Below are 25050 nucleotides of genomic sequence, written 5' to 3' on the forward strand. Positions count from 1 at the left end.
TCATCCCGAGCGACGCTGCCCGGGCCCCAGCCCGGTCCCGGCGTCGTCGACGTGGCCCGTCCGCCGCTCGCGGCGCCCGACCGTGTCCTCGGGCGGACGCAGCATCGAGGCCGGCCCGAGGACCGTCGACCCGAAGCGCTCCCGGGCTCGGTCCATGGCGGTCTCGGCGGCCGCCCACTCCTCCTCCCGGCCGTCGAGGCTCAGCTGCATCGCGGAGTCGCCGTGCTCGAGCGACTCGGCCCGCACGCCGATCAGGCGCACGGGGCTGGGAAGCGGCAGCTCGGCCGAGAAGAGCTCCTCCGCGTAGGTGTAGAGGTCGTGGCCCGAGGTGAAGGGATGGCTCACGGTCCGCGAGCGCGAGATGGTCGTGAAGTCGGCCCAGCGCAGCTTGAGCCCCACCCGCCGGGCCCGCAGCCCCTGGCGCCGCAGCCGGGCCGCGGTCCGGTGGGACAGCCCGAGCAGCTCGCGGCGCAGCGAGGCGGGATCGGAGACGTCGACCTCGAAGGTCTGCTCGGCCCCGAGGCTCTTCTCCTCCCGCTCCGGGGTGACCGGGCGGGGATCGTTCCCGTGGGCCAGGGCGTGCAGGTGCGCGCCGGCGGCCTGTCCGACCACGCGGGCCAGCTGCTGGGGGCTGCGCTGGGCGATCTCCCCCACCGTCCGCAGTCCGGCGCGGTGCAGGGTCTCCTCGGTCCGCTTCCCGACGCCCCACAGGGCGCCCACGGGCAGCTCCGCCATGAAGGCGACGGTGTCCTGGGCGCGCACCAGCAGCAGGCCGTCCGGCTTGGAGCGGGTCGAGGCGATCTTGGCCACGGTCTTGTTGGCGCCGATCCCGATCGAGGCGGTCAGGCCGGTCTCGGCCCTGATCCGAGCGCGCAGGTCCCGGGCGATCTGCACCGGGGGCCCCAGGCGCCGGACGGCTCCGGAGACGTCCAGGAACGCCTCGTCGACGCTGATCTGCTCCACGAGGTGCGTCAGGTCCCGGAACATGGACATGACCCGGCGGGAGTACCCCGGGTAGTCCGCGTACGACGGATCCATCAGGATGCCCTGCGGGCACAGCGCGCGGGCGCGGGAGACCGGCATGCCCGAGTGCACGCCGAACTCCCGGGCCTCGTAGGAGGCCGAGAGCACGACGGAGCGCCCGGAGTCCCGCGCCACGATGACCGGCCGGCCCACCAGGTCCGGGCGCTCCAGGAGCCCGACGGCCACGAAGAACATGTCGAGGTCGACGTGCATGACGGCCGCGCTGCGCCACTCCTGCAGACGCTGCGGGTCGGGGCGGCCCGGCCCGCCGCCGTGCGGGGCCGCGCCCGATCGGCCGCCGGTGCCCGCCGGCGCGCCTCGAGCCTCCATGGAGCACCTCCTGCCGTCGTGTCCGCCGTCGTCGTCGTCCGGTCCGGGACCCCGGCGTCCGCCGGGGCGCCTGCCGGGGTCTGTGGGCGCCGTCCGGAGGCCGCCGCCGGCGCCCGGCCGCCGCCGGATGCGGCGCTACCCTGGGGTCGCGGCACCATGACCGCCGCTGCCGATCCGAGACCGCCAGGAGCCCCTTGTCCGAGTCCAGCCTCCCACCCGCCTCCGACACCTCGACCGCCCCGCAGCAGCGCATCGCCGCCGCGGAGGCCGAGGCCTTCCGCGCCGAGTTCGACGCCGTCCTGCAGGGGTGGTTCGAGGACCAGCGGGCGATCGCCGCGGGGATCTCCGAGGCCGCCGGCCCCGTGGTCGAGGCCATCGCCCGGCTGTCCGAGGGCGGCAAGCGCACGCGGGCGCTGCTGCTCTACTGGACGTGGCGCGCAGCCGGCGGCGCGGCCGACTCCCGCATCCCCCGGCTGGCCGGCGCGGGCCTGGAGCTCTTCCAGACCGCCGCCCTCATCCACGACGACATCATCGACCGCTCGGCCACGCGCCGCGGCATGCCCGCGGTGCACGTCATGTTCGCCGAGCGCCACCGGGCCAGCGGCTGGAGCCAGGATGCCGGGCACTTCGGCGCCTCGGCGGCCGTGCTCACCGGCGACCTCGCCCTGACCTGGTCGGAGCAGCTCTTCGCGGAGGCGGTCGAGCTCGCCGGTCACCCCGACGGCGCCGCCGCGGACTTCACGGCCATGCGCACCGAGGTGATGCTCGGGCAGTACCTCGACCTCCACGCCGAGGTGGCCGCGGCCGACCTGCCCCCGGAGAAGGCCATCGAGCGGGCCTTCCAGGTGCTGCGCTACAAGTCGGCCAAGTACTCCGCCGAGCACCCCGCCGCCCTGGGGGCGCTGCTGGCGGGGGCGTCGTCGGGGTTCGTGCAGTCCTGCCGGGACTTCGCCCTGCCGCTCGGCGAGGCCTTCCAGATCCGCGACGACGTGCTGGGCGTCTTCGGCGACCCCGCGACCACGGGCAAGCCCGCCGGCGACGACCTGCGCGAGGGCAAGCGGACCGTGCTGATCGGCCAGCACCTGCGCGATGCCGAGGACGAGGACGCCGCGCTCGTGGCCGGCGCCCTGGGCGATCAGGACCTCACGGAGGACGACGTCGAGCGGCTGCGCCGCGCCCTGCGCCGCAGCGGGGCCCTCGAGGCCACCGAGCGCACGGTCGAGGAGCTCTCGACCCGCGTGGCGCAGGCCCTGGAGGCCCTGCCTGCCGAGCCCGTCGCCGGTGCCGGCCTGCAGCACATGGCCGACGCCCTCATCCGCCGCGCCCGCTGAGCCGGGCGGGCCTCACCAGTCGAGGGTCTGGGCCCGCCGGCGGATCTCCGTCTTGCGCCCGCTGCGCAGGAGGTCGATGGGCCGCCCGGGCAGCGATTCGTCCTCGGTGAACAGCCATGTCACCGCCTCGAGGTCCGTGTAGCGGTTGTCGCGCAGGACGCTCATGGTCCCGCGCAGGGAGTCCAGCGGCCTGCCGTCGACCAGGAACGCCGCGGGGATGCGGCGCACGCCGTCGCGGGGGTCGCGGAAGGCCACGAGGGTCCCGTCCTCGGCCATCGAGTGGACCCTGGTCACGATGACGCCCAGGGACTCGGCGACGTCCGGGAACGTGGTCCACTCGCCGACCAGGGCGTCGAGGGCCTCGAACTGCTCGGGCGTGGGCGCTGCTGTGCTCGTCTCAGACTTCTTCACCCCACCAGCGTGCCACGAACCGCCGCCGCGCGGCGCCACCGGGCCCGGCTGCGCCTTCCGGGTAATCTTCAGGCAGCGGCGGTCCGCACTTCCCCCGGACCGCGTCTCCCCCAGCTCGAGGTCATCCCACCATGCAGCACACCCCCGAGGGTCCCAGCTCCCAGGATCCGGGCTCCCGGAGCCAGGAGCCCGCCCGCGACGGCTCGCGGGACGCCGGCCGCGCCCGGCGCTCCGCCGCGGCCCTGGCCGCGCTGGCCGTGTTCGGCGCCTCCGGCACGACCGGCGCCCACGCCGTCGACCAGGAGCAGGCGCCGTCGCCGAGCACGGACCCCGACGGTCTCGAGGGCTCCACCCGGATCGTCCAGCCCGGGGACAGCCTGTGGTCGGTCGCCACGGCCCACGGGCTGTCGGTCGACGACCTGATGGAGTGGAACGAGCTCTCCGGCGACGCCGCGGTCTCCCCCGGCGACACCCTGCGGCTGCGCGACCCCGAGGTCGAGGCCGGGCACGATCCCGGCCCCGGCGACGAGGCTGCGCGCGTGGTCGATCCCGCGCACCGGCCCGGCCCCGCGCCTGCGGCCTCGCAGCACCGGACGGCCCCGGGCGACTCCCTCTGGTCGCTGTCCCAGCGCCACGGGATCACGGTCCAGCAGCTCGTCGAGGCCAATGACCTGGACATCGCGGCGCCTCTGGGGGTCGGCCGCATGCTCGAGATCCCTGCCGCGCCGGGCCCGCAGGACAGCCCCGCGCACGAGGCTGCGCCGACGACCGCCGACGACGCGGACGCCGGGGCCGCCGACGCCGCGCCCGCTCGCGCCGGGGCCGATGCGGAGCCGTCGGACGACGGTGCGCAGGGTCCGGAGCACGACGACGGGACCCGGGCCTCCGCCCAGCGCCACCTGGCGCAGCTGCACGAGCGCCCGTCGCCGTCGGCGGAGCAGATGCAGCGCATGGTGCGGCTGACGGCGCAGGAGATGGGCGTGGACCCCGCGCTCGCACTGGCCCATGCCGAGCAGGAGTCGGGCTTCGTGCACCGCAGCGTGTCCCCCGCCGATGCCGTGGGCACCATGCAGGTCCTGCCGTCATCGGGAGCTTGGGCCTCCGAGCTCGTGGGCCGCGACCTGGATCTGCTCGATCCCCAGGACAACGTGACGGCCGGGGTCGCGATCATCCGGGAGAACCAGCGGGCCGCCCCGAGCCTCGAGGTGGGGATCGCCTCCTACTACCAGGGGGCCTTCGGCGTCGAGGAGTACGGCATGTACGACGACACCAAGTCCTACGTCCGCGGCGTCAAGGAGCGGATCGGCGGCTGGGAGCACGCCCGCTGATCCGAGGACGCGCCGTCATCCGCACGACGCCGTCGCACCTCGTCCAGGATCGGCCCAGCGCCCTCCCCTACTGTGGGCCCCGTGCAGAAGCCAGTTGACGACCACCTGACCGGCACCGTCCTCGAGGGCCGCTACACCATCGGCCCCCGCCTGGCGCGCGGCGGGACCGCCGGCGTGCACCGGGCCGTCGACGAGCGCCTGGACCGCACCGTCGCGGTCAAGATCATGCACCCCCACCTCACCGAGGATCCGTCGTTCGTCGACCGCTTCGCCCGCGAGGCCCGCGCCGCCGCACGGCTGTCGCACCCCGCGGTGGTGGCCGTCCTGGACCAGGGCCGCACCGACGACGGGCTCGTCTTCCTGGTCATGGAGTACGTCGAGGGCGGCACCCTGCGCGACGTCCTTCGGCGCAAGCGGTTCCTGCGCCCGGGCGAGGCGCTGACCATCCTGGCCGCCGTGGCCTCCGGGCTCGGGGCCGCGCACGGCGCCGGGCTGATCCACCGCGACATCAAGCCGGAGAACGTCCTCATGCGCCCCGACGGAACCGTGAAGGTGGCTGACTTCGGGCTCTCGCGCGCCGCCGGGCAGCACACCGCCTCCGGGGCGGTGCTGGGCACCGTGGCCTACGCGGCCCCCGAGCTCGTGACCGAGCAGTCCCTCGACGCCCGCTCCGACCTCTACTCGCTGGGCGTCATGGCCTGGGAGATGCTCACCGGTCGTCGCCCGTTCGATGGCAGCCCGTGGGCGATCGCCCGCGCCCACGCGGAGAAGCCGGTGCCCTCGCTGCTCGAGGCCGTCCCCGGCATCGACCTCCGCCTCGCCGAGGCCGTCTCGGCGTGGACCGCCAAGGACCCCGCGCAGCGCCCCTCCGACGGCGCCGAGATCGCCGCGATGATCGGGCGGCTGCGTCGCGAGCTCGATCCGGACGCCCTGGATCATGTCCCCGGCGGGTGGGAGCAGGGCCCGGGACCCGCGGCGCCGCAGCGCGAGGATCCGGGCGCGACCATCCTGCCGCGCACCGCGCCGGCCACCGGCCCGATCGATCTGCCGGCGGTCGGCCGCGGTGCCGACGACGAGCCGCCGATCACTCAGGTCCTCAGCGTTCCCCTGACGGGCCGCGACGGCCTGGAGACCGCATCGCACTCCGGCAGCACGCGGGCGGACGCGTCCTCGGACGAGGACGCGGACCCGTCGGCGGATCCTGCCGGGCACCGGCCCCCCGGCCGGGAGCTCGGGCGCGAGGCCTCAGGCCCCGGCGTCGGCGGCGCGGGCTTCGGGCTCGGCACGGGCGCCGGGGCGGCGGCCGGTGCGACCGCGCGCGGCGAGGCCCCGGGGGATCACGACACCGCGCGCACCACGGTGCTCAGCGGCCTGGGCGGCGCCGGCCCGCGCCCGCCGTCCGAGGACGAGGCGCGCACCGAGGCGCTGCCCGGTCGGCACGGCGCCGTCGACGACGATCGCACCGAGGCGCTGCCGGATCTGCGCAGCGGGTGGGACGAGGAGGACGATGCGAGCCGCACCTCCGTGCTGCCCCCGCTGGGACGGGCAGCGGCCGCCGGCACGGGGGCCGGCGCAGGGGCCGCGGCCGCCGGGGCCGCCGCGACGGCCGGCCGCTCCGGCTCGACGGCCGTGCATGCGCTCGGCGGCGACGCGGCAGGCGGCGACCGCCTCGGCGCCTCCGTCGATCCGGAGGCCCGCCGCGAGAGCCGCGGCCTCGAGCGCCTCGCGGCCTTCGACGATGCCGCCGAGGCGGACGGCCGCGACGGGGACACCATCGAGCAGGACACGCGCTCGGGGCTGCAGGAGTCGGCGCCCGTCGACCCGTCGAAGCCGACGGTGCGCCTGCAGCGCCACAGCCCGCTGCGGATCGCCGTCGCCCTGGCCCTGGCCGTGCTGCTCACGGCGCTGGCCGGGTTCCTGGGGTGGATCCTCGGCTCGGGCAGCTTCCGCACCGCCGTCGTCCCCGAGGTCGCGGGCACGAGCCAGGAGGTCGCCCGGTCGGCCGTCGAGACGGAGGGGTTCTCCAACGTCGCGGTGCACGAGGAGTCGAGCACCGAGGTCCCCGAGGGCTCCGTCATCGGGACGACGCCGGACGCCGGCAGCGAGGCGCGGGTCGGCGAGCAGATCGTCCTGAGCGTGTCGACCGGCCCGGAGCAGGTCGAGATCCCCTCGGTCGAGGGCCTCGCGCAGTCGGAGGCGCAGACGCAGCTCACCGACGCCGGGCTGAGCGTGGGCTCCGTGAGCGAGCAGTTCGACGAGGCCGACGAGGGCACCGTCGTCTCCGCCTCCCCCGCCCCGGGATCCCGCGTGGCCGAGGGCACCAGCATCGACCTGATCGTCTCGATCGGGCCGCAGCCCGAGGACGTGCCCCGCGTGGTCGGACGCGATGCCGACGACGCCCGCGGCGAGCTCGAGGAGCTCGGGTTCACGGTGGAGGTCGAGGAGGTCGCCGGCGGGAACCTGAACCGGGTGGTGTCGCAGGACCAGGACGGCACCACGATCACGCTGCGGGTCATCTGAGGCCGACGAGCGCGTCCCGCGCGGAGCGCGGCGCCGACGGATGCGGCCTTCGGCCCTGCGTCGGGTCCGAAGGCCGCGCGTCGATCGGCAGCCGGCTCAGACGCGGTCGCCCGAGAGGTGGCCGGCCACCAGGAAGGCCACCTCGAGCGACTGCATGTGGTTCAGCCGCGGGTCGCACAGCGACTCGTAGCGATCGGCGAAGTGGGCCTCCTCGATCGTGTCGGAGCCGCCCAGGCACTCGGCCACGTCGTCGCCGGTCATCTCCACGTGGATGCCGCCGGGGTGCGAGCCGATGGCCCGGTGCACCTCGAAGAAGCCGCTGATCTCGTCGACCACGTCGTCGAAGTTGCGGGTCTTGAAGCCCGAGGGGGTCGAGACCGTGTTGCCGTGCATGGGATCGGTGACCCACACGACCTTGGCACCCGAGTCCTCGACCGCCTGGACGACCGGAGGCAGGCTCTCCCTGATGTTCTTGGCGCCCATGCGGGTGATGAACGTCAGGCGGCCGGGCTCGCGCTGCGGGTCGAGCTTGTCGATCAGGCGCAGGGCGTCCTCGCCGGTGGTCTTGGGCCCGAGCTTCACGCCGATCGGGTTCTGCACGCGCGAGAGCAGGTCCACGTGGGCGTCGTCGATCCCGCGGGTGCGCTCCCCGATCCACAGGAAGTGCGCCGAGGTGCCGTACGGCAGGTGCGTGCGGGAGTCGATGCGGGTCAGGGCGCGCTCGTAGTCCAGCAGCAGGGCCTCGTGGCCGGTGAACAGCTCCGTGGTGCTCAGCGCGTCGAAGTCGGCGCCGCACGCGGCCATGAACTTCACCGCGCGGTCGATCTCCTTGGCCAGCTTCTCGTAGCGGGCGTGGGCCGGGTTGGCGGCGAAGCCCATGTTCCACGAGTGGACGTGGCGCAGATCGGCGAAGCCGCCGCCGGTGAAGGCGCGGATGAGGTTCAGCGTCGAGGCCGACGTGTGGTAGCCGCGCAGCATGCGCTGCGGATCGTGCGCCCGCGACTCCGGGGTGAAGTCGAAGCCGTTGACCATCTCTCCGCGGAAGCTCGGCAGCGTGACGTCCCCGCGGGTCTCGTCGTCGGACGAGCGCGGCTTGGAGAACTGCCCCGCCATCCTGCCCATCTTGACCACGGGCATCGAGGCGCCGTAGGTGAGCACCGCGGCCATCTGGAGCAGCGTCTTGACGCGCCCGGAGATGCGGTCGGCCGTCGCGCCCTCGAATGTCTCGGCGCAGTCGCCGCCCTGCAGCAGGAAGGCCCGGCCCTCCGCGACCTCGGCCAGCCGGCGCTTGAGGGTGTCGACCTCCCCCGCGAAGACCAGCGGCGGCACCCCCTCGAGCTCGCGCATGGTCTCCTCGAACGCCGGGTGCTGCGCCCAGTCCGGCTGCTGATCAGCCTGGAGCTCGCGCCAGCGATCCAGGCCCTGATAGTCCTGCGCGCTCGGCCTGGGGCCGGGCTTGAAGGGGGTGGGCTGGTCGGCGGACAGCGGCTGGGTCACGGTGATCGTCCCTCGTTCTTCCTCAGGTCGGATGATGCCTTCCGCGGCGGGCGGGCCCGCGCGGCGCACGACGGCGGACGTCGGGCATCGCGGGGCGCGCCCGACGGCTGCGGCATCGGGGCAACGCTATCGCAGGGGCGGCCATTCCCCCGCCTCGGGCTCCGACCGGGACGATGCAGGCCCTCGGACCTCGGCTCAGCGGGCGGGCGCCTCTCAGCGGGCGGGCGCCTCCGAGGCCCGGTCCTGCAGACCGCGGCGGACGTCGGCGGCGTAGGCGTCCACGTACTCCTGCCGGGACAGCCGCTGGATCGACTCCATGATGCGGTCGGTGATCTCGCGGGCGGCGACGCGGTCGCCGGTGCGGCCCCGGTACTCCGAGAAGTCGAGGGGCTCGCCGAAGATCGTGCGGACCTTCCGGCCCTTCAGCCGCCACGGGGCTGGGAACCGGGTGCCCCGCGGCTGCGCGATGTCGGTGTTGATCATGGCGATGGGGACCACGGGCGCCCCGGTCTCCATCACGAGGCGGGCCACGCCGATCTTGCCGCGGTAGAGGCGGCCGTCGTGCGAGCGCGTGCCCTCGGGGTAGATGCCGAGCAGCTCGCCCTCGGCCAGCTTGCGGCCGCCGGCCGAGAGGGAGGCCGTGGACTTGCGCCCCCTGGAGCGGTCCATGGGGATCTGGTTGATCGCACGGAAGAACGCGGCGACGGCGCGGCCCTTCAGGCTGCCGCCCGCGAAGTACTCCGACTTGGCCAGGAAGAAGATCTGCCGCTGCACGGCGATCGGCATGAAGAGGTGGTCCGAGGCCGAGAGATGATTGCTGGCCAGGATCGCCGGCCCGGTGCTCGGGACGTGCTGCGCGCCCTCCACCTCGGGACGGAACACCGCCTCGAGCAGCGGCTTCACGAACCAGTCCTTCAGGAACATGTAGACCATGGCTGGGTGCTCTCCTCCGGCCCGGCAAGAGGTCGGGCGTCGTTGCTGGGACTTCGCTGAATCGCCGCGGCACGCTGGGTTTCGGGGGCCCTCGGCCCTCGCCGCGCGGAGATTGTCGCACGGCCGAGGGCGCACATCGCTCACCGCACCGGCCTGCCGCGGACGAAGATGAGATGATGACGACATGACCGCCGCATCCCTCCCGCCCCGGATCTCCCGGGCGCTCCTGTGCGACATCCCCGGCATGCGCCTGCACGGCATGCTCCGCGTGCGGCGGCGCGGCGCGTGAGCTCCGCCGGCGGGCCCGAGCGCGACCCCGACGACGAGGCCCGGGCCTGGGACGACATCGTGCGCCGCCTCCGGGACGACGACGAGCCGACGGCCCCCGAGCCCGCCGCCGATCGCGAGCTCGCGGCGGATCCGGAGGCCGAGGACGACTGGGAGCCGGAGGACCCGGGCGACGTGACGGCCGGGATGCGACCGGGCACGCTCATGGCCTGGGGCGTGCTGCTGGGCGTGTCGGCGGTGCTGCTGGTGCTGGGCTTCCTCCTGGAGGGGCTGCCGTGGTGGCTGTGGTTCCCGGGTCTGGCGCTCGTCCTCGGCAGCCTCGTCTCGCTGTTCCAGGCGCTGCCCGAGCAGCGCGGCGACGACGACGACGGGGCCCGGGTCTAGGCTGGCCACGGCCCTGCGTCGTCGGCTCACGGCGCAGCGCCCCGTCAGCTCCGAGCAGATCGGACCTGCCGCGCACCCTCCACCCCCGCTCATCCGGCCGAAGCCGCCGCCCCAGGAGGACCTCCGTGACCATTGCAGCCGAAGCGCCGCTCGTGACCGATCTTCAGGCGCAGCGGATCACCGACTTCCTCGTCCAGCACGCGGGGTCCCCGCAGAACCCGGTGCTCTACGAGCGCCTCGACGCCCGGGACGCGCAGACGGCGGAGGTGACGGCCCGGGCCTTCCGGGACGAGGTCGCGGCGGTCGCCAAGGGCCTGATCGGGGCAGGGATCGAGCCCGGCGACCGCGTGGGGATCCTCTCGCGCACCCGGTACGAGTGGACGCTGGTCGATTTCGCGATCTGGTGGATCGGCGCGGTCTCCGTGCCCGTCTACGACTCCTCCTCGGCCGATCAGATCGCCTGGAACCTGGGTGATTCCGGGGCCCGGGCGGTGTTCGTCGAGGACGAGCGGCTCGAGGACGCCGTCCGGGAGGCGGCCGCCGATCTGGCGGCCGGCCGGCTCCACGGCTTCGACGACGCGCCGGAGCTGCCCGGTCGGCTCGAGGCCGCCGAGCGCATCTGGCGCCTGGACGGGACGGGCCGCGGCCTGGATCAGCTGATCGCCGACGGCGCGGGCGTGTCGGACCAGGAGGTCGAGCGCCGCCGGGTCCGCACGGGGCTCGACGACACGGCCACGATCGTCTACACCTCCGGGACCACCGGCCCGCCGAAGGGCTGCGAGCTGACGCACCGGAACTTCGTGTTCCTGTGCGAGAACGTGCGCCCGTATCTCCCGGAGGTCATCCGGCCCGGCTCCCGGACGGTGCTCTTCCTGCCCCTGGCCCACGTGTTCGCCCGCATGGTCGAGGTCGTCGCCCTGTTCGGCGGCGTGACGCTGGCCCACACGCCGAACGTCAAGACGCTCATGAAGGATCTGCAGCGGGTGCGGCCCACGTTCCTGCTGGCCGTCCCCCGCGTCTTCGAGAAGATCGTGACGACGGCGCGCCTCAAGGCCGAGGACGGCGGCCGGGTGAAGTCCGCGATCTTCCGCAGGGCCCTGGCCGACGCCGAGCAGCTCTCGCGCCGGCGGCAGCAGGGCTCCGTCCCTGCCGCCCTGCGGCTGCGGCACCGGCTGTGGGATCGGCTCGTGTACGCCCCGCTGCGCGAGGCCATGGGCGGGCGGGTCCGGTGGGCGATCTCGGGCGGCGCCGCCCTGGGCGAGTCGCTGGCCCACGCGCTCAACGGCATGGGGATCTTCGTCGTCGAGGGCTACGGGCTGACCGAGACCACGGCTCCGGTGGCGGCCAACACCCCCCTGACCGAGGCGCTGGGCACCGTGGGACGGCCGCTGCCGGGTCACGAGATCAGGCTGGCCGACGACGGGGAGGTCGAGGTGCGCGGTCCGCATGTGCTGGCGCGGTACCACGGCCGCCCCGATCTCAGCCAGGAGGCGCTGCGGGACGGCTGGTTCGCCACGGGCGACCTCGGCGCCTTCGACGAGCGCGGGATGCTGCGCATCACGGGGCGCAAGAAGGAGATCATCGTGACCGCAGGGGGCAAGAACGTGATCCCCGACGTCCTCGAGACGCCCATCCGGGCCTCGGCCATGGTCAGCCAGTGCATGGTGCTCGGCGACGGCCGCAAGTTCATCGCCGCGCTCATCACCCTGGATCCGGAGCTGCTGCCGCACCGGCTCGAGAACCTCGGGCTGGATCCGTCCATGTCGGTGGCCGAGGCCGCCGAGCATCCGAGGGTCGTCGAGCGCGTCCAGGAGCTCGTGGACTACGCGAACCGGCGCGTCTCCAAGGCGGAGGGCATCAGCGCCTTCCAGATCCTGCCCGTGGACTTCACCCCCGAGTCGGGGCATCTGACCCCGTCGCTCAAGCTCAAGCGCCAGGTGATCCTGCGCGACTACGCCGAGGTCATCGAGGAGATCTACTCCCGGCCTGCGCCGCCCCCGCGCCAGGAGATGTCCAAGGAGCGGGCGGCCCAGCTGCGCGAGGAGTTCCAGGCGCTGCGCGAGCGGCTGCGCGAGTCCTCGGAGTCGTCGATGGAGCGGCTGCGCGAGTCCTCGGAGGCCTCCCTCGAGCGGCTGCGGGAGCTGCGCCAGGGGCCGCACGACGGCCCGGCCGGCCGTCGCCCGGACGAGCGGGGCTGAGCGTCTGGGCGGACGAGCCGACCTGCGGCTACGCTGACCCGATGCCGTCGTCCGCCCCTTCCCCGTCCGGCTCGCCGGGTCCTGCGCTCGGGCCGCAGCGGCTGCGCCGCGGCCGCCTGGGCGCCGCGCTGCTGTTCCTGGTCAACGGGGCGGTCTTCGCGAACCTCCTGCCCCGGCTCCCGGAGATCAAGGACGCGTTCGAGCTGTCGAACACGGCCTACGGATTCGTGGTGATCGCCTTCCCGCTGGGCTCGCTGCTGGCGGGCACCGCTCCGGCTCCGATCATCCGGCGCTGGGGCTCCGGGCGCACCGCCGTGCTCGGCTCCATCGCGATCGCGGTCATGATCATGCTGGCCGGGATCTCCGGAGGCCTCGGCGGCGGGCCGGCGGTCCTGCTGGCCTACGTCGTCCCGCTGATGCTCGCGGGAATGCTCGACGCCGTGACCGACACGGCGCAGAACGCGCAGGCCCTCGACGTCCAGCGCGGCATGGGCCGGTCGATCCTGAACTCCATGCACGCCCTGTGGAGCCTGGGCTCGGTGATCGGCGGTCTGATGGGCACCGCCGCGCTCGCCCTGCAGGTGCCGCTGGCCGGTCATCTCGCCGCGAGCGGACTGCTCTTCTCGCTCGTGGCGGTCTTCGCCGGGACCAGGGTCCTGTCCGCGGGCGAGGCCGCCGCCGCGCGGCAGGTCGCCGCCGACGGGCCCACGGCCGGGGCGCCGTCGGCGGACCCCGCGCTCGACCTGCCGGGGCAGGCGGAGCAGGACGCCCCGGGAGTCGCCGCGGCGGCCGGTCAGGACGCTGCGGTCGGCGCCGACATGCCCTCGCAGCCCCGGGACGCGTCGGCGGGGCGTTCGTCCGCGGCTGCCGGATCCTCCGGAGGCCGGCCGGTGCGGGCGGCCCTCGCGTCGCTGCTGCTGATCTCCCTCGTGGCGATCACCGGCGTGATGATCGAGGATCTCGGGCAGAACTGGTCCGCCCTCTACCTGCGCCAGGTGCTCGAGGCGACCGCGACCATGGCCGGGCTCGGGCTCGTCGCGCTCATGACGGCGCAGTTCCTCGGCCGGCTGGCCGGGGATCGGCTCGTCGACCGCCTCGGCCACGTGCTGATGGCCCGGCTCGGCGCGTTCGTGATCGCCCTGGGGATCGGTCTCGTGGTGACGGCTCCCGCGCCCGTCGTCGCAGTGGCCGGCTTCTTCCTGGCGGGCTTCGGCTCGGCGACGCTCGTGCCCTCTGCCTACCACGCCGCCGACCTCGTGCCCGGGCTGAAGCCCGGCACCGGGCTGGCCGTCGTGAGCTGGCTGATGCGCGGGGCGTTCCTGACGCTCTCGCCGTTCGTGGGAGCGGTCTCGGACGTCGTGGGGCTGCGGCTGGCGCTGCTGGTGGTGCCGATCGCCGGCATCGCCGCCCTGTTCGCCGCACGCTCCCTGCGTCAGCCCGGCGCGGCCTGAGCCTGCTCCCCGCCCCTCCGCGGTTCCCGCTCCTGCTCCCGCCGCGCCGCGCCGTGGTCGTCGAGCGGCCGATTCCCCACCCCATATCCCGCGACCGGCCGATTCCTCACCCCATATCCCCCGAGCGGCCGAAAGCTCACCGTTTCAGCTCGGAATCAGTGAGGAATCGGCCGCTCGCGGGGAAGGGCGGGTCGAAACGGTGAGGAATCGGCCGCTCGCGCAACCCACGGGGAGTGCAGTGCCGCGGCGTCGCCTCAGTGCTCGAGGGCGCGAGCGTCGTCGACCTCGACGTCGAGGCCCAGCAGCGCGTTCTCCACGACCTCGGCCAGGGCGGGGTGGATCCAGTACTGGCCGCGAGCCATCGAGGAGACGTCGAGCCCGAAGCTCATGGCCTGGATCAGCGGCTGGATCAGCGACGAGGAGCTCTCCCCGATCAGGTGCGCCCCGAGCAGCTGCCCGGTGGAGCGGTCGGCGATCAGCTTGCACAGCCCCACGCGCTCCTCCATGGCCCAGCCGTAGGCGACGTCGCCGAACTCCTGGCTCTTGACCGCGATCTCGGTCCCGTGCTCGGCGGCCCAGCGGCGGGCCTCATCCTCCGTCAGGCCGACCGAGGCGATCTGCAGGTGCGTGAAGACGGCGGAGGGGATGAAGCGGTGGTCCGAGCGCAGCAGCGCCTCCGGATGCAGCAGGTTGTGCGCGACGACCCGCGCCTCGTGGTTGGCGACGTGCTTGAGCTGCCGCGGGCTGCAGATGTCCCCCAGCGCCCAGACGCCGTCGACGACCTCGCCCTCGGGCGAGAGGACGCGCTGGTGCTCGTCGACCCGCAGCAGCTGCGTGCGCTCGTCGACCCCGAGCCCACCGGCGGCCGGATCCAGGAGATCCGTCGCCGGGCGGCGCCCCGTGGCCAGCAGGACGACGTCGGCGACGTCCTCGCGGACCTCGCCGGCCGGAGCGGATCCGTCGCCGCTGGCGAGGGATCGGACGGTGACGGTGCCGTCGCCGTTGTCGACGATGGCGTCGATCCCCTGGTGCAGGACGAGATCCCACTGCTCGGCCGCGGAGGCCGTGAAGCGCTCGACGATCTCGGCATCGTGCTCGCGCAGCAGGCGCCCCGAGCGGTTGAGCTGCACGACCGAGGAGCCCAGGCCGTGGAAGATGTGCGCGAACTCGGCGGCGATGAACCCGCCGCCGACCACGACGACGCGCTGCGGCAGCTCATCCACTCTCATCACGGTGTCGGAGGTGTGGACCTGCGGGAGATCCTCCCCGGGCACGCCCGGGGTCGTCACGTGCGAGCCCGAGGCGATCACGATCTGGTCCGCGGTGAGCTCTTCGCCCGAGGCGGTCGTCAGTGTCCGCGGGCCGGTGAACCGGGCGAACTCCTGGTACACCGTCACGTTCTCGAGCGACTGCCGATAGGCCAGCCCGCCCTCGGAGATCGCGTCGATCCGACCGAAGATCCGGTCCCGGAGCTCGCGCCAGCGCACGTCCTGGACCGCGGCGCTGACGCCCAGCCGCTCGGCTTCGCGGGCCGACTGCGCGACCTCCGCCGGATAGACGTACATCTTGGTGGGGATGCAGCCGACGTTGATGCAGGTGCCGCCGAAGATGCCGCCGTCGATCAGCGCGATGTCCTTGTCGGCGTAGTCGTCGGAGAGGATCGTGTTCCCGGACCCGGAGCCGATGATGATGATGTCGAAGCGTTGCATGGGCCTCACTGTAGCCTCGGGGTCGGACCGCCCTGCCGGGCCCATCGGCCGCCGGCCGCGGCCGGGCCGGCGGACCGTCGGCGCCGGGTCGACGGCGGGTCGCAGGCCGGTCGCTGGGTACGATGAATCCGCCCGTGCTCGTGCTGAGCCCCCCTGCTGCGGGTGCGTCGACTTCGGAGGATCCCACTGTGCAGATCGTGAGCGTCTCGAGCCTCAAGGGCGGCGTCGGCAAGACCTCTGTGGCCCTGGGGCTGGCCTCGGCGGCCATGCACGACGGTCACCGCGCCCTCGTGGTCGATATGGACCCCCACGCCGATGCGACGACCGGCCTGGGTGCCGAGGCTCGGGCCGGGGCCGACGTCGGCTCGGTCCTCGACGGACGCGTCGCCCGATCGGCCGCGCGGAGGGCCGTGGTGCCCTCGGCGTGGATCGAGCGCGAGCGCGCGGCGCAGCGTGATGCCGGAGGCGCTGAGGGCGCTCCCCGCCTCGACGTTCTGCCGGGGTCGTCGACCTCCTCCCGCCTGGACCGCTCGACCTTCCGCGGCAAGGACCTCGACAGGCTCTCGCGAGCGCTGGACGGGCTCGATCCCGACTACGACCTTGTGCTCGTCGACTGCCCGCCGAACCTGAGCGCCCTCACCCGCATGGCCTGGGCCGCCTCGGACAAGGTGCTCACGGTCGCCGAGCCGTCGCTGTTCTCCGTGGCCGGCGCACAGCGCACCATGACCGCGATCGGCCAGTTCGAGGCCAGCTCGAAGCGCGCGGTCCCCTCCGCCTCCGTGGTCGTCGACAAGGTCGTCGAGGACGACGCCGAGCATCAGCACCGCGTCCGGGAGCTGCAGGAGCTGTTCGGCCCGCTGCTGGTCGAGCAGGTCATCCCGGACCGAGCCGTCTGGCACCGCGCGCAGGGCGCCGCGTGGCCGATCCACCGCTGGCCCGGGGCTCAGGCCGCAGACATGGCGGGCCGATTCACGACGATCCTGCGCGGTCTCCTCGACTGACCGCCGTCGTCGCCGTGGCCGGTGAGGCGCTCTTCACCCCGCCCGAGCTCCGACGCCCCAGCCCTGCGCGCACCTCTCGGTTCTCGCCCCCCCCCCCGCGAGCGGCCGATTCCCCACCGTTGCGAGCTTCCGCCCCGCCAGTGGCCGATTCCTCACCGTTGCGCACCCTTCCTGCGCGCGAGTGGCCGATTCCTCACTGATTCGACGCTGAATCGGTGAGAAGTCGGCCGCTCGCGACAGGTGAGGTGAGGAAGCGGCCGCTCGCGGTCAGCTGACGTTCTGCTGGCGGCGGGCACGACGGGCCGAGAGCTCGTCGCCGGGGAACTCCCCGGCCTCGCCGGTGCCGTTGGCCGGGGGCATGCCGGCCAGGGAGCCCTCGACCTCGCGCCACACGCGCCCGACGGCGATGCCGAAGACGCCCTGCCCGCCCTGGACGAGGTCGATGACCTCCTCCTGGGAGGTGCACTCGTACACGGAGGCGCCGTCGCTCATCAGCGTGAGCCGGGCCAGGTCCTCCACGCCGCGCTCGTGCAGGGCGCGGACGGCGGAGCGGATCTGCTGGAGGGAGACCCCGGTGTCCAGGAGGCGCTTGACGATCTTGAGCACCACGATGTCGCGGAAGCTGTAGAGGCGCTGCGTGCCGGAGCCCTTGGCGCTGCGGACCGTGGGCTCGACGAGCTCGGTGCGCGCCCAGTAGTCGAGCTGGCGGTAGGTGATGCCGGCGACCTTGCAGGCGGTGGCGCCGCGGTACCCGACGGTGTCGTCGAGGACCTGCCGCTCGTCGTCGAAGAGCACGCCCTGGGTGCCGCCGGTCAGCGAGGTGAAGATCGGCAGGGTCGGATCCTCGGCGGGGTCCTCGTCGGAGCATCCCGAGGACGGGAACTCCACGTGATCGATGCTCTTCACGCGCGTCCTCCGTTCCTGTGCTTCGGGTGCCGTCCTCGGGAGCTGCCGGAGGCGACGCGGGTCCGATCCGACGGGGCCGGACCGATGAGACGACGTTAGACGCGTCGTGAGGCCCGATCAAAGACCCCGGGCTCGGAAGCCGGTCGTGTCGCCGGGCCCGCGTGCGCGGCGCGTCCGGATGCTGTGCCCTCGAGTCTACCCGTCAGCCCTGGAAATCCTCGGGATCGACGGTGTCGAGGAAATCGCGGAACTCGCGGACCTCCTGGTCCGCCTCCTCCGCCGAGGCCGGCTCGGCGCGCTCCGCAGGAGCATCCGCGGGGTCGCGCAGCTCCCCGTCGGCGGTCATGATCAGCCCGGCCGTCTCGAGCACCGAGTCCGCGCACAGCACGGGGCAGTCCACGCGCACGGCCAGGGCGATGGCGTCGGAGGCCCGCGAATCGACCACGGTCCCGTCGTCGAACACGAGGGAGGCGTGGAACACGGTGTCCTCGACCAGGTGCACGCGGACCCGTTCGAGGGTGCGCCCGAACGACGACGCCACGCTCAGCAGCAGGTCGTGGGTCAGCGGCCGGGGCGGTTCCAGGCCCTGCACGGCGAAGACGATCGAGGTGGCCTCGCTGCTGCCGACCCAGATCGGCAGGTAGCGGCTCCCGTCGGCCTCGCGCAGCACCACGACGGGCTGCGAGGACGGCACGTCCATGCGCACGCCCTCGATCTCCATGAGGTGGTCCTTCTGGGACACGCTGTCCTCCGATCGTTCGTGCTCGGGCACTCGGGCCGCGAGCGCTCAGCCGCCCGGGGACTCCTCGGGCGCGATCCCGCGCTGCAGCTCCTGCAGCCGGCTCGACACGAGCGAGGCATGCAGGCTCAGGCACAGGCGGGAGATCTCCTCGGCGCGCTGCGCGGCACGGCGCGACGACTCCCTGGTGCGGCGGGTGGCCTCGGTGGCGACCGCCTGCTCGACGAGCCCGATCTCCCGGTCGGCGGCCTGCTTGAGGGTGCGCAGGTGCCGGGGCTCGACGCCGAAGGCATGCAGCTCCCGGGCGGCGGAGGCCACGACGACGTCGTGCCCGTCGAAGCGCCCCGGCCCGTCCTGGAGCAGCCCGAAGCTGAGCAGCTCGCGCACCAGGGGCATCCCGGCCCCCGAGCGGCGGCACAGCTCCCGCAGGCTCATGGGCCCGTCCTCGGAGCCGGCCGCCGGGCCCGTGCGGCCGTCGCTCGATGCTGCCGTCCCGTGATCGGGCTGCTCCGCGGCCTCCGACGACGGCTGCGCGGCAGCGGCGTCGCGGGCGGACCCCCCGGGCTCCTGGAAGTCCATGAGCCGCCCGGCCTCGGCGAGCTCGCGGATCACCTTGAGCGGCATGTAGTGCTCGCGCTGCAGCCGCAGGACGGCGCGCAGGCGCTCCAGGTCCTCGGCGGCGTACTTGCGGTACCCGGCCGGCGTGCGCTCGGGGTGCACGAGCCCCTGATCCTCGAGGAAGCGGATCTTGGAGGCCGTGATCCCCGGGAAGTCGGGCTCCAGCAGCCGCAGCAGGGGCCCGATGCTGATGCGCCGGGCCGGCTGCTCGGCCCCGTGCTGATCGCTCACGCAGGCCTCCCCTGGCGCTGCCGCGGCGCGGTCCGTGGACGGTGCGGGATCGCTCTCGACCTCAGGCGCCCAGTCCGCCGCGCTGCGCGGAGCTGTAGTAGACGAACGTGAACTTGCCGATGCGGACCTCGTCGCCGCTCGTGAGCTGGACGGAGTCCACCCGGTCGTTGTTGACGTAGGTGCCGTTGAGGGACCCGGAGTCGACGAGCTCGTAGCCGCCCTCGCGGCGCAGGAAGCCGACGTGCTTGCGCGAGACCGTGACGTCGTCCAGGAAGATGTCGGAGCTGGGGTGGCGGCCCGCCGAGACCTCGTCGGTGTCGAGCAGGAAGCGCGAGGCGCGCGCCCCGTTCTCCACGGTCTCGACGAGGATGGCCGTGCGCGGGGGCAGCGCCTCGACGGCCGCCTGCTCCTCGGCGGTCAGGCGGCGGTTGGCGGCCCGCGACAGGGTGTCCGTGACGACCTGGATGGACGTGGTCTCCGGGCCCGCGGCGGGGGCGCTGCTCTCGGACGGGGTGCTCATGGCTTCCGTGCTCCTGGGTCGACGTCGTGATCGTCGGGCTGCGGACCGGCCCCGGGTCGGCGCGCGGTCCGCGCGCCGGGCGCGATCCCCTCAGCCCTCCGGCCCACCGGACAGTGCTGATGATCACCGGACAGTCTAGTCATGCCCGCGGAGTGCTCCGCTCCCTCTCCGGCAGGACGGCGAAGGCATCCCACACGGTCCGCAGGAGGCTGCTGCCGGGCCCCTGCTCGAGGCGCATCTCCTCGCCGTCGCGCACGGCGACGAAGAGCTGCGCGAGCTCCGCGGCCGGCAGCTTCAGCTCGATCCCGTGCTGCTGGGCGTGACCGAGCGCCTGCTCCGCGGCCTGGAGCAGGCGCTCGTACTGCTCGTCGACGAGCCGGCGCATCTCGTCGCTGCGGTGGGCGGCCAGATGCATCTCGAGGCGGAAGAGCCGCCACGTGGCATCGCCCGAGACGCCGGCGATGGCGTCGACCGCACCGGCGACGACCCGCTCGTAGGCCTCCCCGGCGTCGAGCTGCTCGACCACGCGGTGCAAGAGCAGCTCGACGAGCTGATCCACGTGATCGACGTAGATCGCCGCCGCGAGCTCCTCCTTGGTCGAGAAGTTGCTGTAGAAGGCCCCCCGGGTGAACCCGGCCGCCGAGCACAGCTGCGCGACGCTGGCGCCCCCGATGCCCTTCTCCACGAAGACGCGCGGAGACGCCTCGATCAGGCGGCGGCGGGTCTCGGCCCGCGACCTCTTGGCGGTGCCTTCGTCGCCCCGGTGCGTCTCGTCGCGCATCTCACGTCCTTCCGTTCCCTGTCGGTCGGATTCCGAGTGTACTCTGGAAGATTGGAAATCAATACATATCTGTATTGAACTGCCTTCCGACCCCGTCTCCCGGAGCCTGCCATGTCATCCGCCCTGTCCCGCGACTCGCGCCCGCCCTATCGCCGCCCGCTGCCGCGCACCCTCCGGTGGCTCCTGCCGCCGGCCGTGGTCGTCGGGATCGGCTTCCTGGGGATCCTGCTCTACCTGGGCGGGCTCGGCGCGCCCACCGACCACCTTCGGGAGTTCCCGGTCGCCGTGGTCAACGAGGACGAGGGCGCGGAGATGCCGTCGCCCGGCGGCTCCCCGACCGAGGTGCAGATGGGCCAGGAGGTCGCCGACGGCATCGTGGAGGAGGGCGAGGACAACGACGAGGTCGACTTTCGCGCGATGTCCCGGGACGAGGCGGACGATGCGCTGAGCAGCGGCGATGCCTACGGCGCGATCGTGATCCCGTCCGACTTCAGCGAGCGCTCGGTGGCCCTGGTCAGCTCCTCCCTGGGCGGGGACGGCGAGGGAACCCAGCCGGTGATCGACATCGTGACCTCCCCGCAGGCCGGGTCCATGACCTCTCGTCTGGCCACCGGCGTGATGGATCCGGCGGTCGAGGGCGCTTCCTCCGGCGTCGGCGAGCAGCTGCTGCCGGCGGCCCAGGAGCAGATCCGCCAGCTCGAGGAGGCCGATCGCCCCGCGCCCACCCTGACCCCGGTGGCCGAGTCGGTGCTCCAGGATCCGGTCGTGGAGGAGCAGCGCGAGTGGGAGGAGCTGCCCTCGGGCACGGCGCTCGGCATGGCCCCGTTCTACTGGGCGATCGTGGCGCTCGTGGTCGGGCTCTCCGGCTCCGTGGCCGTGTCCACCCTGGTCGACGGCCTCCTGGGCGTCACCCCGTGGGAGATGGGCCCCAAGCTGGATCGCTACCGCCCGGCCGGTCTCTCCCGTCCTGCGACGTTCGCGCTCAAGGCGGGGCTCGTCGTGCTCGGCGGCGCAGGCGCCGCCGGGGTCATGATGCTCGCGGGCGCCATCGTGGACCTGCCCATGCCGCACGGCGGCCTGCTCTACCTGACGACCTGGCTGGGCATCGCGGCCATCGGCGTCACGACGCTGTCGATGATCACCATGCTGGGCAGCGCCGGGATGCTCTTCGCCATGTTCTACCTCGTGTTCATGGGCCTGCCCTCGGCCGGGGCGGTGTCCCCGCAGGAGGCGCTGCCCCCGTTCTTCGCGGGTCTGGCCAAGTGGGAGCCGCTGCACTACCTGTGGCTGTGCACGCGCGACATCCTGTTCTTCGACGCCCAGATGGATGCCGGCATGGGCCAGGGCATCGCCGGTCTCGCGGTGATCCTGGTCGTGTTCACCGTCCTGGCCCTCGTCGTCGGCGCCCTGTGGGACCGGCTCACCGGCCGCCGCGGCATCGTCCGGGGATCCGGTAAGCACGCGGCCGCCTGAGCCTCCAGGCAGGCCCCTGCGCCCCGGCGATCCGCCCACCGCCCGCGGATCGCCGGGGCGCCGTCGCGCGGGGACGTAGGATCGACCGGCACCGCGGGACGCCGCCCGCTCCGTCAGATCGCGAGGGACCCCGATGGCCGAGCCGAGACCCGCCGACAGCGCCTCGACGGATCCCGCACGAGCCCGTGCGGACGGCGGGCACGACGATCGGGCGCGCGGTGCGCCCGACCGGGCGCACGACGAGCCCGGAGCAGGCCCCCGAGAGGACGGGCTGGTGCGCGGTGCGGACGGGCTGCTGCGTCCGGCGTGGGCCGCGACGGACCCGCTGCTGCAGGAGTACTACGACACCGAGTGGGGCATGCCGGTCCGCGACGAGCAGGGGCTCTTCGAGCGCCTGAGCCTCGAGGCCTTCCAGTCCGGGCTGTCCTGGGCCACGATCCTGCGCAAGCGCCCGGCCTTCCGGGCCGCCTTCGCCGACTTCGATCCCGACGCCGTGGCGGCCTTCGACGACCGCGACGAGGCCCGCCTCCTCCAGGACGCCGGCATCGTGCGCAACCGCGCCAAGATCCGGGCCACGATCACGAACGCGCGGGCCGCCGTCGCGCTGCGCGACAAGGGCGGGCTGGCCGCGCTGCTGTGGTCCTTCCAGCCCGAGTCCACGCCGCAGCCGCGCAGCATGTCCGAGCTGCCCGCGCGCTCCGCGGAGTCGGCCGCGATGTCGCGGGCGCTCAAGGCCGAGGGCTTCGTCTTCGTGGGGCCCACGACCATGTACGCGCTGATGTCCGCGGTCGGGATGGTCGACCTGCACCTCATGGGCTCCCACCGCCGCGGCAGCTCCGGGATCTGGCCGGCCTGAGGCGCGGTGCTCGGGCGGCCCGGTGCCGATCCGCCCGGGGACGGCGCTCAGGCGCCGACGTAGTCCGCCAGGTGCCTGCCGGTGAGCGTCGAGCCGTCCGCCACGAGCTGCGCGGGCGTCCCCTCGAAGACGACGCGCCCGCCCTCGGATCCCGCCCCGGGGCCGAGATCCACGAGCCAGTCGGCGTGGGCCATGACGGCCTGGTGGTGCTCGACCACGATCACGCTGCGCCCCGAGTCCACGAGCCGGTCCAGCATCGCCAGCATGGCCTCCACGTCGGCCAGGTGCAGCCCGGTCGTCGGCTCGTCGAGGACGATGACCCCGCCCTTGTCCCCCAGATGCGTCGCCAGCTTGATCCGCTGTCGCTCGCCGCCGGAGAGCGTGCTCAGCGGCTGGCCCAGGCGCAGGTAGCCGAGCCCGACGTCGGCCAGGCGCTGCAGGATCCGGTGCGCGGCCGGGATGCGCGTGTCCCCGCTGCCGAAGAGCTCCTCGGCCTGGGCGACGGACATCTCGAGGACCTCCGAGATGTCCCGGCCGCCGAAGGTGTGCTCGAGCACGGCGGCGTCATAGCGCCGTCCCTCGCAGAGCTCGCACGTCGCGGCGGCAGAGGCCATGACGGACAGGTCCGGGTAGGTGACGCCCGCCCCTCCGCACTGCGGGCAGGCCCCTTCCGAATTGGCGGAGAACAGCGACGGCTTCACGCCGTTGGCCTTGGCGAAGGCCCTGCGGATCGGCTCGAGCATCCCGGTGCACGTCGCCGGGTTCGACCGGCGCGAGCCCTTGATCGGGGCCTGGTCGATGCTCACCACGCCGTGCTCCCGCACCGCCGAGGGCGGCAGGCAGCCGTGGATCAGCGAGGACTTCCCGGATCCGGCCACGCCCGTGATGACGGTCAGCACGCCCAGCGGGATGTCGACGTCGACGTCCCGCAGGTTGTGCTCCCGGGCGCCGCGGATCTCCAGGGCCCCCGTCCGCTGCCGCACCTCGTCCTTGAGCCGGGCCCGGTACTCGACGTGGCGGCCCGTGGGCGTCTGCGAGCGCCGCAGCTCGTCGTAGGAGCCCTGGAACGTGATCTCGCCGCCGTCGGCGCCGGCGCCGGGCCCGAGGTCGACGACATGATCCGCGATGCGCATGACCTCGGGCTTGTGCTCGACGACGAGCACGGTGTTGCCCTTGTCGCGCAGCCCGAGCAGCAGCCGGTTCATCCGCTCGATGTCGTGCGGGTGCAGACCGGTCGTGGGCTCGTCGAAGACGTAGGTGACGTCCGAGAGGGCCGAGCCCAGATGGCGGATCATCTTGGTGCGCTGGGACTCTCCCCCGGACAGCGTCCCGGTGGGCCGTTCCAGGGACAGGTAGCCCAGGCCGATGTCGATGAACGAGTCCAGGATCCGCTGCAGGGACCCGAGCAGGGGCGCGGCCGAGGGCAGGTCGCGGGTGCGGACCCAGTCGGCGAGCTCGGTGATCTGCAGCGCGCACAGATCCGCGATGCTCATCCCGTCGATCGTCGAGGACAGGGCCTCCCGGCTCAGGCGCGTGCCCCGGCACTGCGGGCACTGCGCGAAGGTCACGGCCCGGTCCACGAACTCCCGGATGTGGGGCTGCATGGACTCGCGGTCCTTGGCGAGCATCGACGAGCGGATCTTGGGGATGAGCCCCTCGTAGGTCGTGTTGATGCCCCGGAAGCTGATGCGCTCCGGCTCGTGGTGCAGGAAGTCGTGCAGCTCCTGCTCCGAGTAGTCCCCGATCCGCTTGGCGGGATCCAGGAAGCCGGACTCCGCGTAGTAGCGCACCGACCATCCGCCGGCCTTGTAGCCCGGGACGCGGATCGCGCCCTCGTCCTCGAGGGACTTGTCCGGGTCGTAGAGCTCGTGCGGGTCCAGGTCGGAGACCGTGCCGCGCCCCTCGCACTGCGGGCACATCCCTCCGGTGCGCGTGAACGAGCTGACCTGCTTCTGCTGCCGGCCCCGGGCCACGGTGATCGAGCCCCGGGCCGTGACAGACGGGGTGTTGAACGAGAACGCCGGGGGCGGGCCGATGTGGGGCTGCCCGAAGCGGGAGAACAGGATCCGCAGCACCGCATGGGCGTCCGTGGCCGTGCCCACCGTCGAGCGCGGGTTCGAGCCCATGCGCTCCTGGTCCACGACGATCGCGGCGGTCAGCCCCTCCAGGACGTCGACCTCGGGGCGGGCCGTCGAGGGCATGAAGCCCTGCACGAAGGAGCTGTAGGTCTCGTTGATCAGCCGCTGCGACTCGGCGGCGACGGTCGAGAACACGAGCGAGGACTTGCCCGATCCGGACACCCCGGTGAACACCGTCAGCCGTCGCTTGGGGATCTCGATCGTGACATCGCGCAGGTTGTTCTGCCGCGCCCCGGACACGCGGATGACCTCGTGGGCGCGATCGGCGGAGGCGGCGGCTGCGGCATCGGCTGCGGCGGTGGACGGCGCGGGCTGGCTCATGGCAGCACCCTACGGAAGGCGGCCGGGAGGATGCCGGAGGACCGCCCGGGCCCGGTTGGTCCG

Annotated in this window: 20 protein-coding genes; 9 read left to right on the top strand and 11 right to left on the bottom strand. The window is 73.5% G+C overall.

Annotated elements, in window-relative coordinates; translation table 11 throughout:
* On the bottom strand, window positions 1-1236 hold the full coding sequence (dinB, locus tag FSY66_RS07135) for a DNA polymerase IV (protein WP_260853563.1): 1236 nt from the start codon (window positions 1234-1236) through the stop codon (window positions 1-3).
* 311 nt (window positions 1237-1547) lie between these two features.
* Here dinB and FSY66_RS07140 point away from each other — a divergent pair, with 311 nt between their 5' ends.
* Entirely contained in the window at window positions 1548-2684 is a 1137-nt protein-coding gene (locus FSY66_RS07140; RefSeq protein ID WP_144792838.1) for a polyprenyl synthetase family protein, read from the top strand.
* 12 nt (window positions 2685-2696) lie between these two features.
* Here the strand turns inward: FSY66_RS07140 and FSY66_RS07145 are convergent, their stop codons facing one another.
* The gene (locus FSY66_RS07145; protein ID WP_144792841.1) at window positions 2697-3095 is read right to left on the bottom strand and encodes an Rv2175c family DNA-binding protein; all 399 of its coding nucleotides are present in this window, start codon (window positions 3093-3095) and stop codon (window positions 2697-2699) included.
* A 131-nt stretch (window positions 3096-3226) separates the two neighbouring features.
* Here FSY66_RS07145 and FSY66_RS07150 point away from each other — a divergent pair, with 131 nt between their 5' ends.
* Window positions 3227-4423, top strand: coding sequence for a LysM peptidoglycan-binding domain-containing protein (locus FSY66_RS07150; protein ID WP_144792844.1), 1197 nt, complete (start codon window positions 3227-3229; stop codon window positions 4421-4423).
* 81 nt (window positions 4424-4504) lie between these two features.
* Complete coding sequence (locus tag FSY66_RS07155; protein ID WP_144792847.1) at window positions 4505-6943, top strand: Stk1 family PASTA domain-containing Ser/Thr kinase; 2439 nt, start codon at window positions 4505-4507, stop codon at window positions 6941-6943.
* 96 nt (window positions 6944-7039) lie between these two features.
* Here the strand turns inward: FSY66_RS07155 and FSY66_RS07160 are convergent, their stop codons facing one another.
* Complete coding sequence (locus FSY66_RS07160) at window positions 7040-8440, bottom strand: class II 3-deoxy-7-phosphoheptulonate synthase (RefSeq protein ID WP_186304488.1); 1401 nt, start codon at window positions 8438-8440, stop codon at window positions 7040-7042.
* Between the two features lie 213 nt (window positions 8441-8653).
* Entirely contained in the window at window positions 8654-9373 is a 720-nt protein-coding gene (locus tag FSY66_RS07165; RefSeq protein ID WP_144792850.1) for a lysophospholipid acyltransferase family protein, read from the bottom strand.
* 285 nt (window positions 9374-9658) lie between these two features.
* Here FSY66_RS07165 and FSY66_RS07170 point away from each other — a divergent pair, with 285 nt between their 5' ends.
* From FSY66_RS07170 to FSY66_RS07180, 3 genes are all read left to right on the top strand, one after another.
* A complete protein-coding gene (locus tag FSY66_RS07170; RefSeq protein WP_144792855.1) occupies window positions 9659-10045 on the top strand; it encodes a hypothetical protein in 387 nt (128 codons plus the stop codon).
* A 125-nt stretch (window positions 10046-10170) separates the two neighbouring features.
* Complete coding sequence (locus FSY66_RS07175; protein ID WP_144792858.1) at window positions 10171-12243, top strand: AMP-dependent synthetase/ligase; 2073 nt, start codon at window positions 10171-10173, stop codon at window positions 12241-12243.
* A gap of 41 nt (window positions 12244-12284) precedes the next feature.
* Window positions 12285-13694 (top strand): MFS transporter, encoded by a 1410-nt coding sequence (locus tag FSY66_RS07180; RefSeq protein ID WP_144792861.1) that lies wholly within the window; start codon window positions 12285-12287, stop codon window positions 13692-13694.
* 254 nt (window positions 13695-13948) lie between these two features.
* Here the strand turns inward: FSY66_RS07180 and FSY66_RS07185 are convergent, their stop codons facing one another.
* Window positions 13949-15403 carry a mycothione reductase gene (locus tag FSY66_RS07185; protein WP_144792864.1) on the bottom strand — a complete coding sequence of 485 codons (1455 nt, stop codon included), beginning with the start codon at window positions 15401-15403 and terminating at the stop codon, window positions 13949-13951.
* 188 nt (window positions 15404-15591) lie between these two features.
* On the opposite strand from FSY66_RS07185, the gene FSY66_RS07190 reads away from it, so the two are divergent.
* A complete protein-coding gene (locus FSY66_RS07190; protein ID WP_144792867.1) occupies window positions 15592-16404 on the top strand; it encodes a ParA family protein in 813 nt (270 codons plus the stop codon).
* Between the two features lie 267 nt (window positions 16405-16671).
* Here the strand turns inward: FSY66_RS07190 and FSY66_RS07195 are convergent, their stop codons facing one another.
* The 5 genes from FSY66_RS07195 to FSY66_RS07215 all read right to left on the bottom strand — a co-directional run bounded on the left by FSY66_RS07195 (window position 16672) and on the right by FSY66_RS07215 (window position 20199).
* On the bottom strand, window positions 16672-17238 hold the full coding sequence (locus FSY66_RS07195; RefSeq protein WP_186304493.1) for a MerR family transcriptional regulator: 567 nt from the start codon (window positions 17236-17238) through the stop codon (window positions 16672-16674).
* Between the two features lie 274 nt (window positions 17239-17512).
* Complete coding sequence (locus FSY66_RS07200; protein WP_144792975.1) at window positions 17513-18031, bottom strand: bifunctional nuclease family protein; 519 nt, start codon at window positions 18029-18031, stop codon at window positions 17513-17515.
* A 66-nt stretch (window positions 18032-18097) separates the two neighbouring features.
* Window positions 18098-18898 (bottom strand): transcriptional regulator FtsR, encoded by an 801-nt coding sequence (ftsR, locus tag FSY66_RS07205; RefSeq protein ID WP_186304489.1) that lies wholly within the window; start codon window positions 18896-18898, stop codon window positions 18098-18100.
* 61 nt (window positions 18899-18959) lie between these two features.
* On the bottom strand, window positions 18960-19418 hold the full coding sequence (locus tag FSY66_RS07210; RefSeq protein ID WP_144792874.1) for an FHA domain-containing protein: 459 nt from the start codon (window positions 19416-19418) through the stop codon (window positions 18960-18962).
* Window positions 19419-19557: 139 nt separating this feature from the next.
* Window positions 19558-20199, bottom strand: a complete 642-nt coding sequence (locus FSY66_RS07215; protein WP_144792877.1) for a TetR/AcrR family transcriptional regulator — start codon at window positions 20197-20199, stop codon at window positions 19558-19560.
* Between the two features lie 111 nt (window positions 20200-20310).
* On the opposite strand from FSY66_RS07215, the gene FSY66_RS07220 reads away from it, so the two are divergent.
* Window positions 20311-21672, top strand: coding sequence for a YhgE/Pip domain-containing protein (locus FSY66_RS07220; RefSeq protein WP_144792880.1), 1362 nt, complete (start codon window positions 20311-20313; stop codon window positions 21670-21672).
* A 133-nt stretch (window positions 21673-21805) separates the two neighbouring features.
* Window positions 21806-22528 (top strand): DNA-3-methyladenine glycosylase I, encoded by a 723-nt coding sequence (locus tag FSY66_RS07225; protein ID WP_144792883.1) that lies wholly within the window; start codon window positions 21806-21808, stop codon window positions 22526-22528.
* 47 nt (window positions 22529-22575) lie between these two features.
* Here FSY66_RS07225 and FSY66_RS07230 read toward each other — a convergent pair whose 3' ends face one another.
* A complete protein-coding gene (locus FSY66_RS07230) occupies window positions 22576-24987 on the bottom strand; it encodes an ATP-binding cassette domain-containing protein (protein ID WP_144792886.1) in 2412 nt (803 codons plus the stop codon).
* Window positions 24988-25050: the final 63 nt, after the last annotated feature.

This window comes from Kocuria palustris (genome assembly GCF_007666205.1).
Taxonomy (GTDB): Bacteria; Actinomycetota; Actinomycetes; order Actinomycetales; family Micrococcaceae; genus Kocuria; species Kocuria palustris_A.

Coding starts and splice junctions, on each gene's coding strand:
- FSY66_RS07225 (WP_144792883.1), top strand. CDS start 21,806: ATGGCCGAGCCGAGACCCGCCGACAGCGCCTCGACGGATCCCGCACGA.
- dinB (WP_260853563.1), bottom strand. CDS start 1,236: ATGCACGTCGACCTCGACATGTTCTTCGTGGCCGTCGGGCTCCTGGAG.
- FSY66_RS07220 (WP_144792880.1), top strand. CDS start 20,311: ATGTCATCCGCCCTGTCCCGCGACTCGCGCCCGCCCTATCGCCGCCCG.
- FSY66_RS07185 (WP_144792864.1), bottom strand. CDS start 15,403: ATGCAACGCTTCGACATCATCATCATCGGCTCCGGGTCCGGGAACACG.
- FSY66_RS07215 (WP_144792877.1), bottom strand. CDS start 20,199: ATGCGCGACGAGACGCACCGGGGCGACGAAGGCACCGCCAAGAGGTCG.
- FSY66_RS07230 (WP_144792886.1), bottom strand. CDS start 24,987: ATGAGCCAGCCCGCGCCGTCCACCGCCGCAGCCGATGCCGCAGCCGCC.
- FSY66_RS07150 (WP_144792844.1), top strand. CDS start 3,227: ATGCAGCACACCCCCGAGGGTCCCAGCTCCCAGGATCCGGGCTCCCGG.
- FSY66_RS07165 (WP_144792850.1), bottom strand. CDS start 9,373: ATGGTCTACATGTTCCTGAAGGACTGGTTCGTGAAGCCGCTGCTCGAG.
- FSY66_RS07200 (WP_144792975.1), bottom strand. CDS start 18,031: ATGGAGATCGAGGGCGTGCGCATGGACGTGCCGTCCTCGCAGCCCGTC.
- FSY66_RS07180 (WP_144792861.1), top strand. CDS start 12,285: ATGCCGTCGTCCGCCCCTTCCCCGTCCGGCTCGCCGGGTCCTGCGCTC.
- FSY66_RS07210 (WP_144792874.1), bottom strand. CDS start 19,418: ATGAGCACCCCGTCCGAGAGCAGCGCCCCCGCCGCGGGCCCGGAGACC.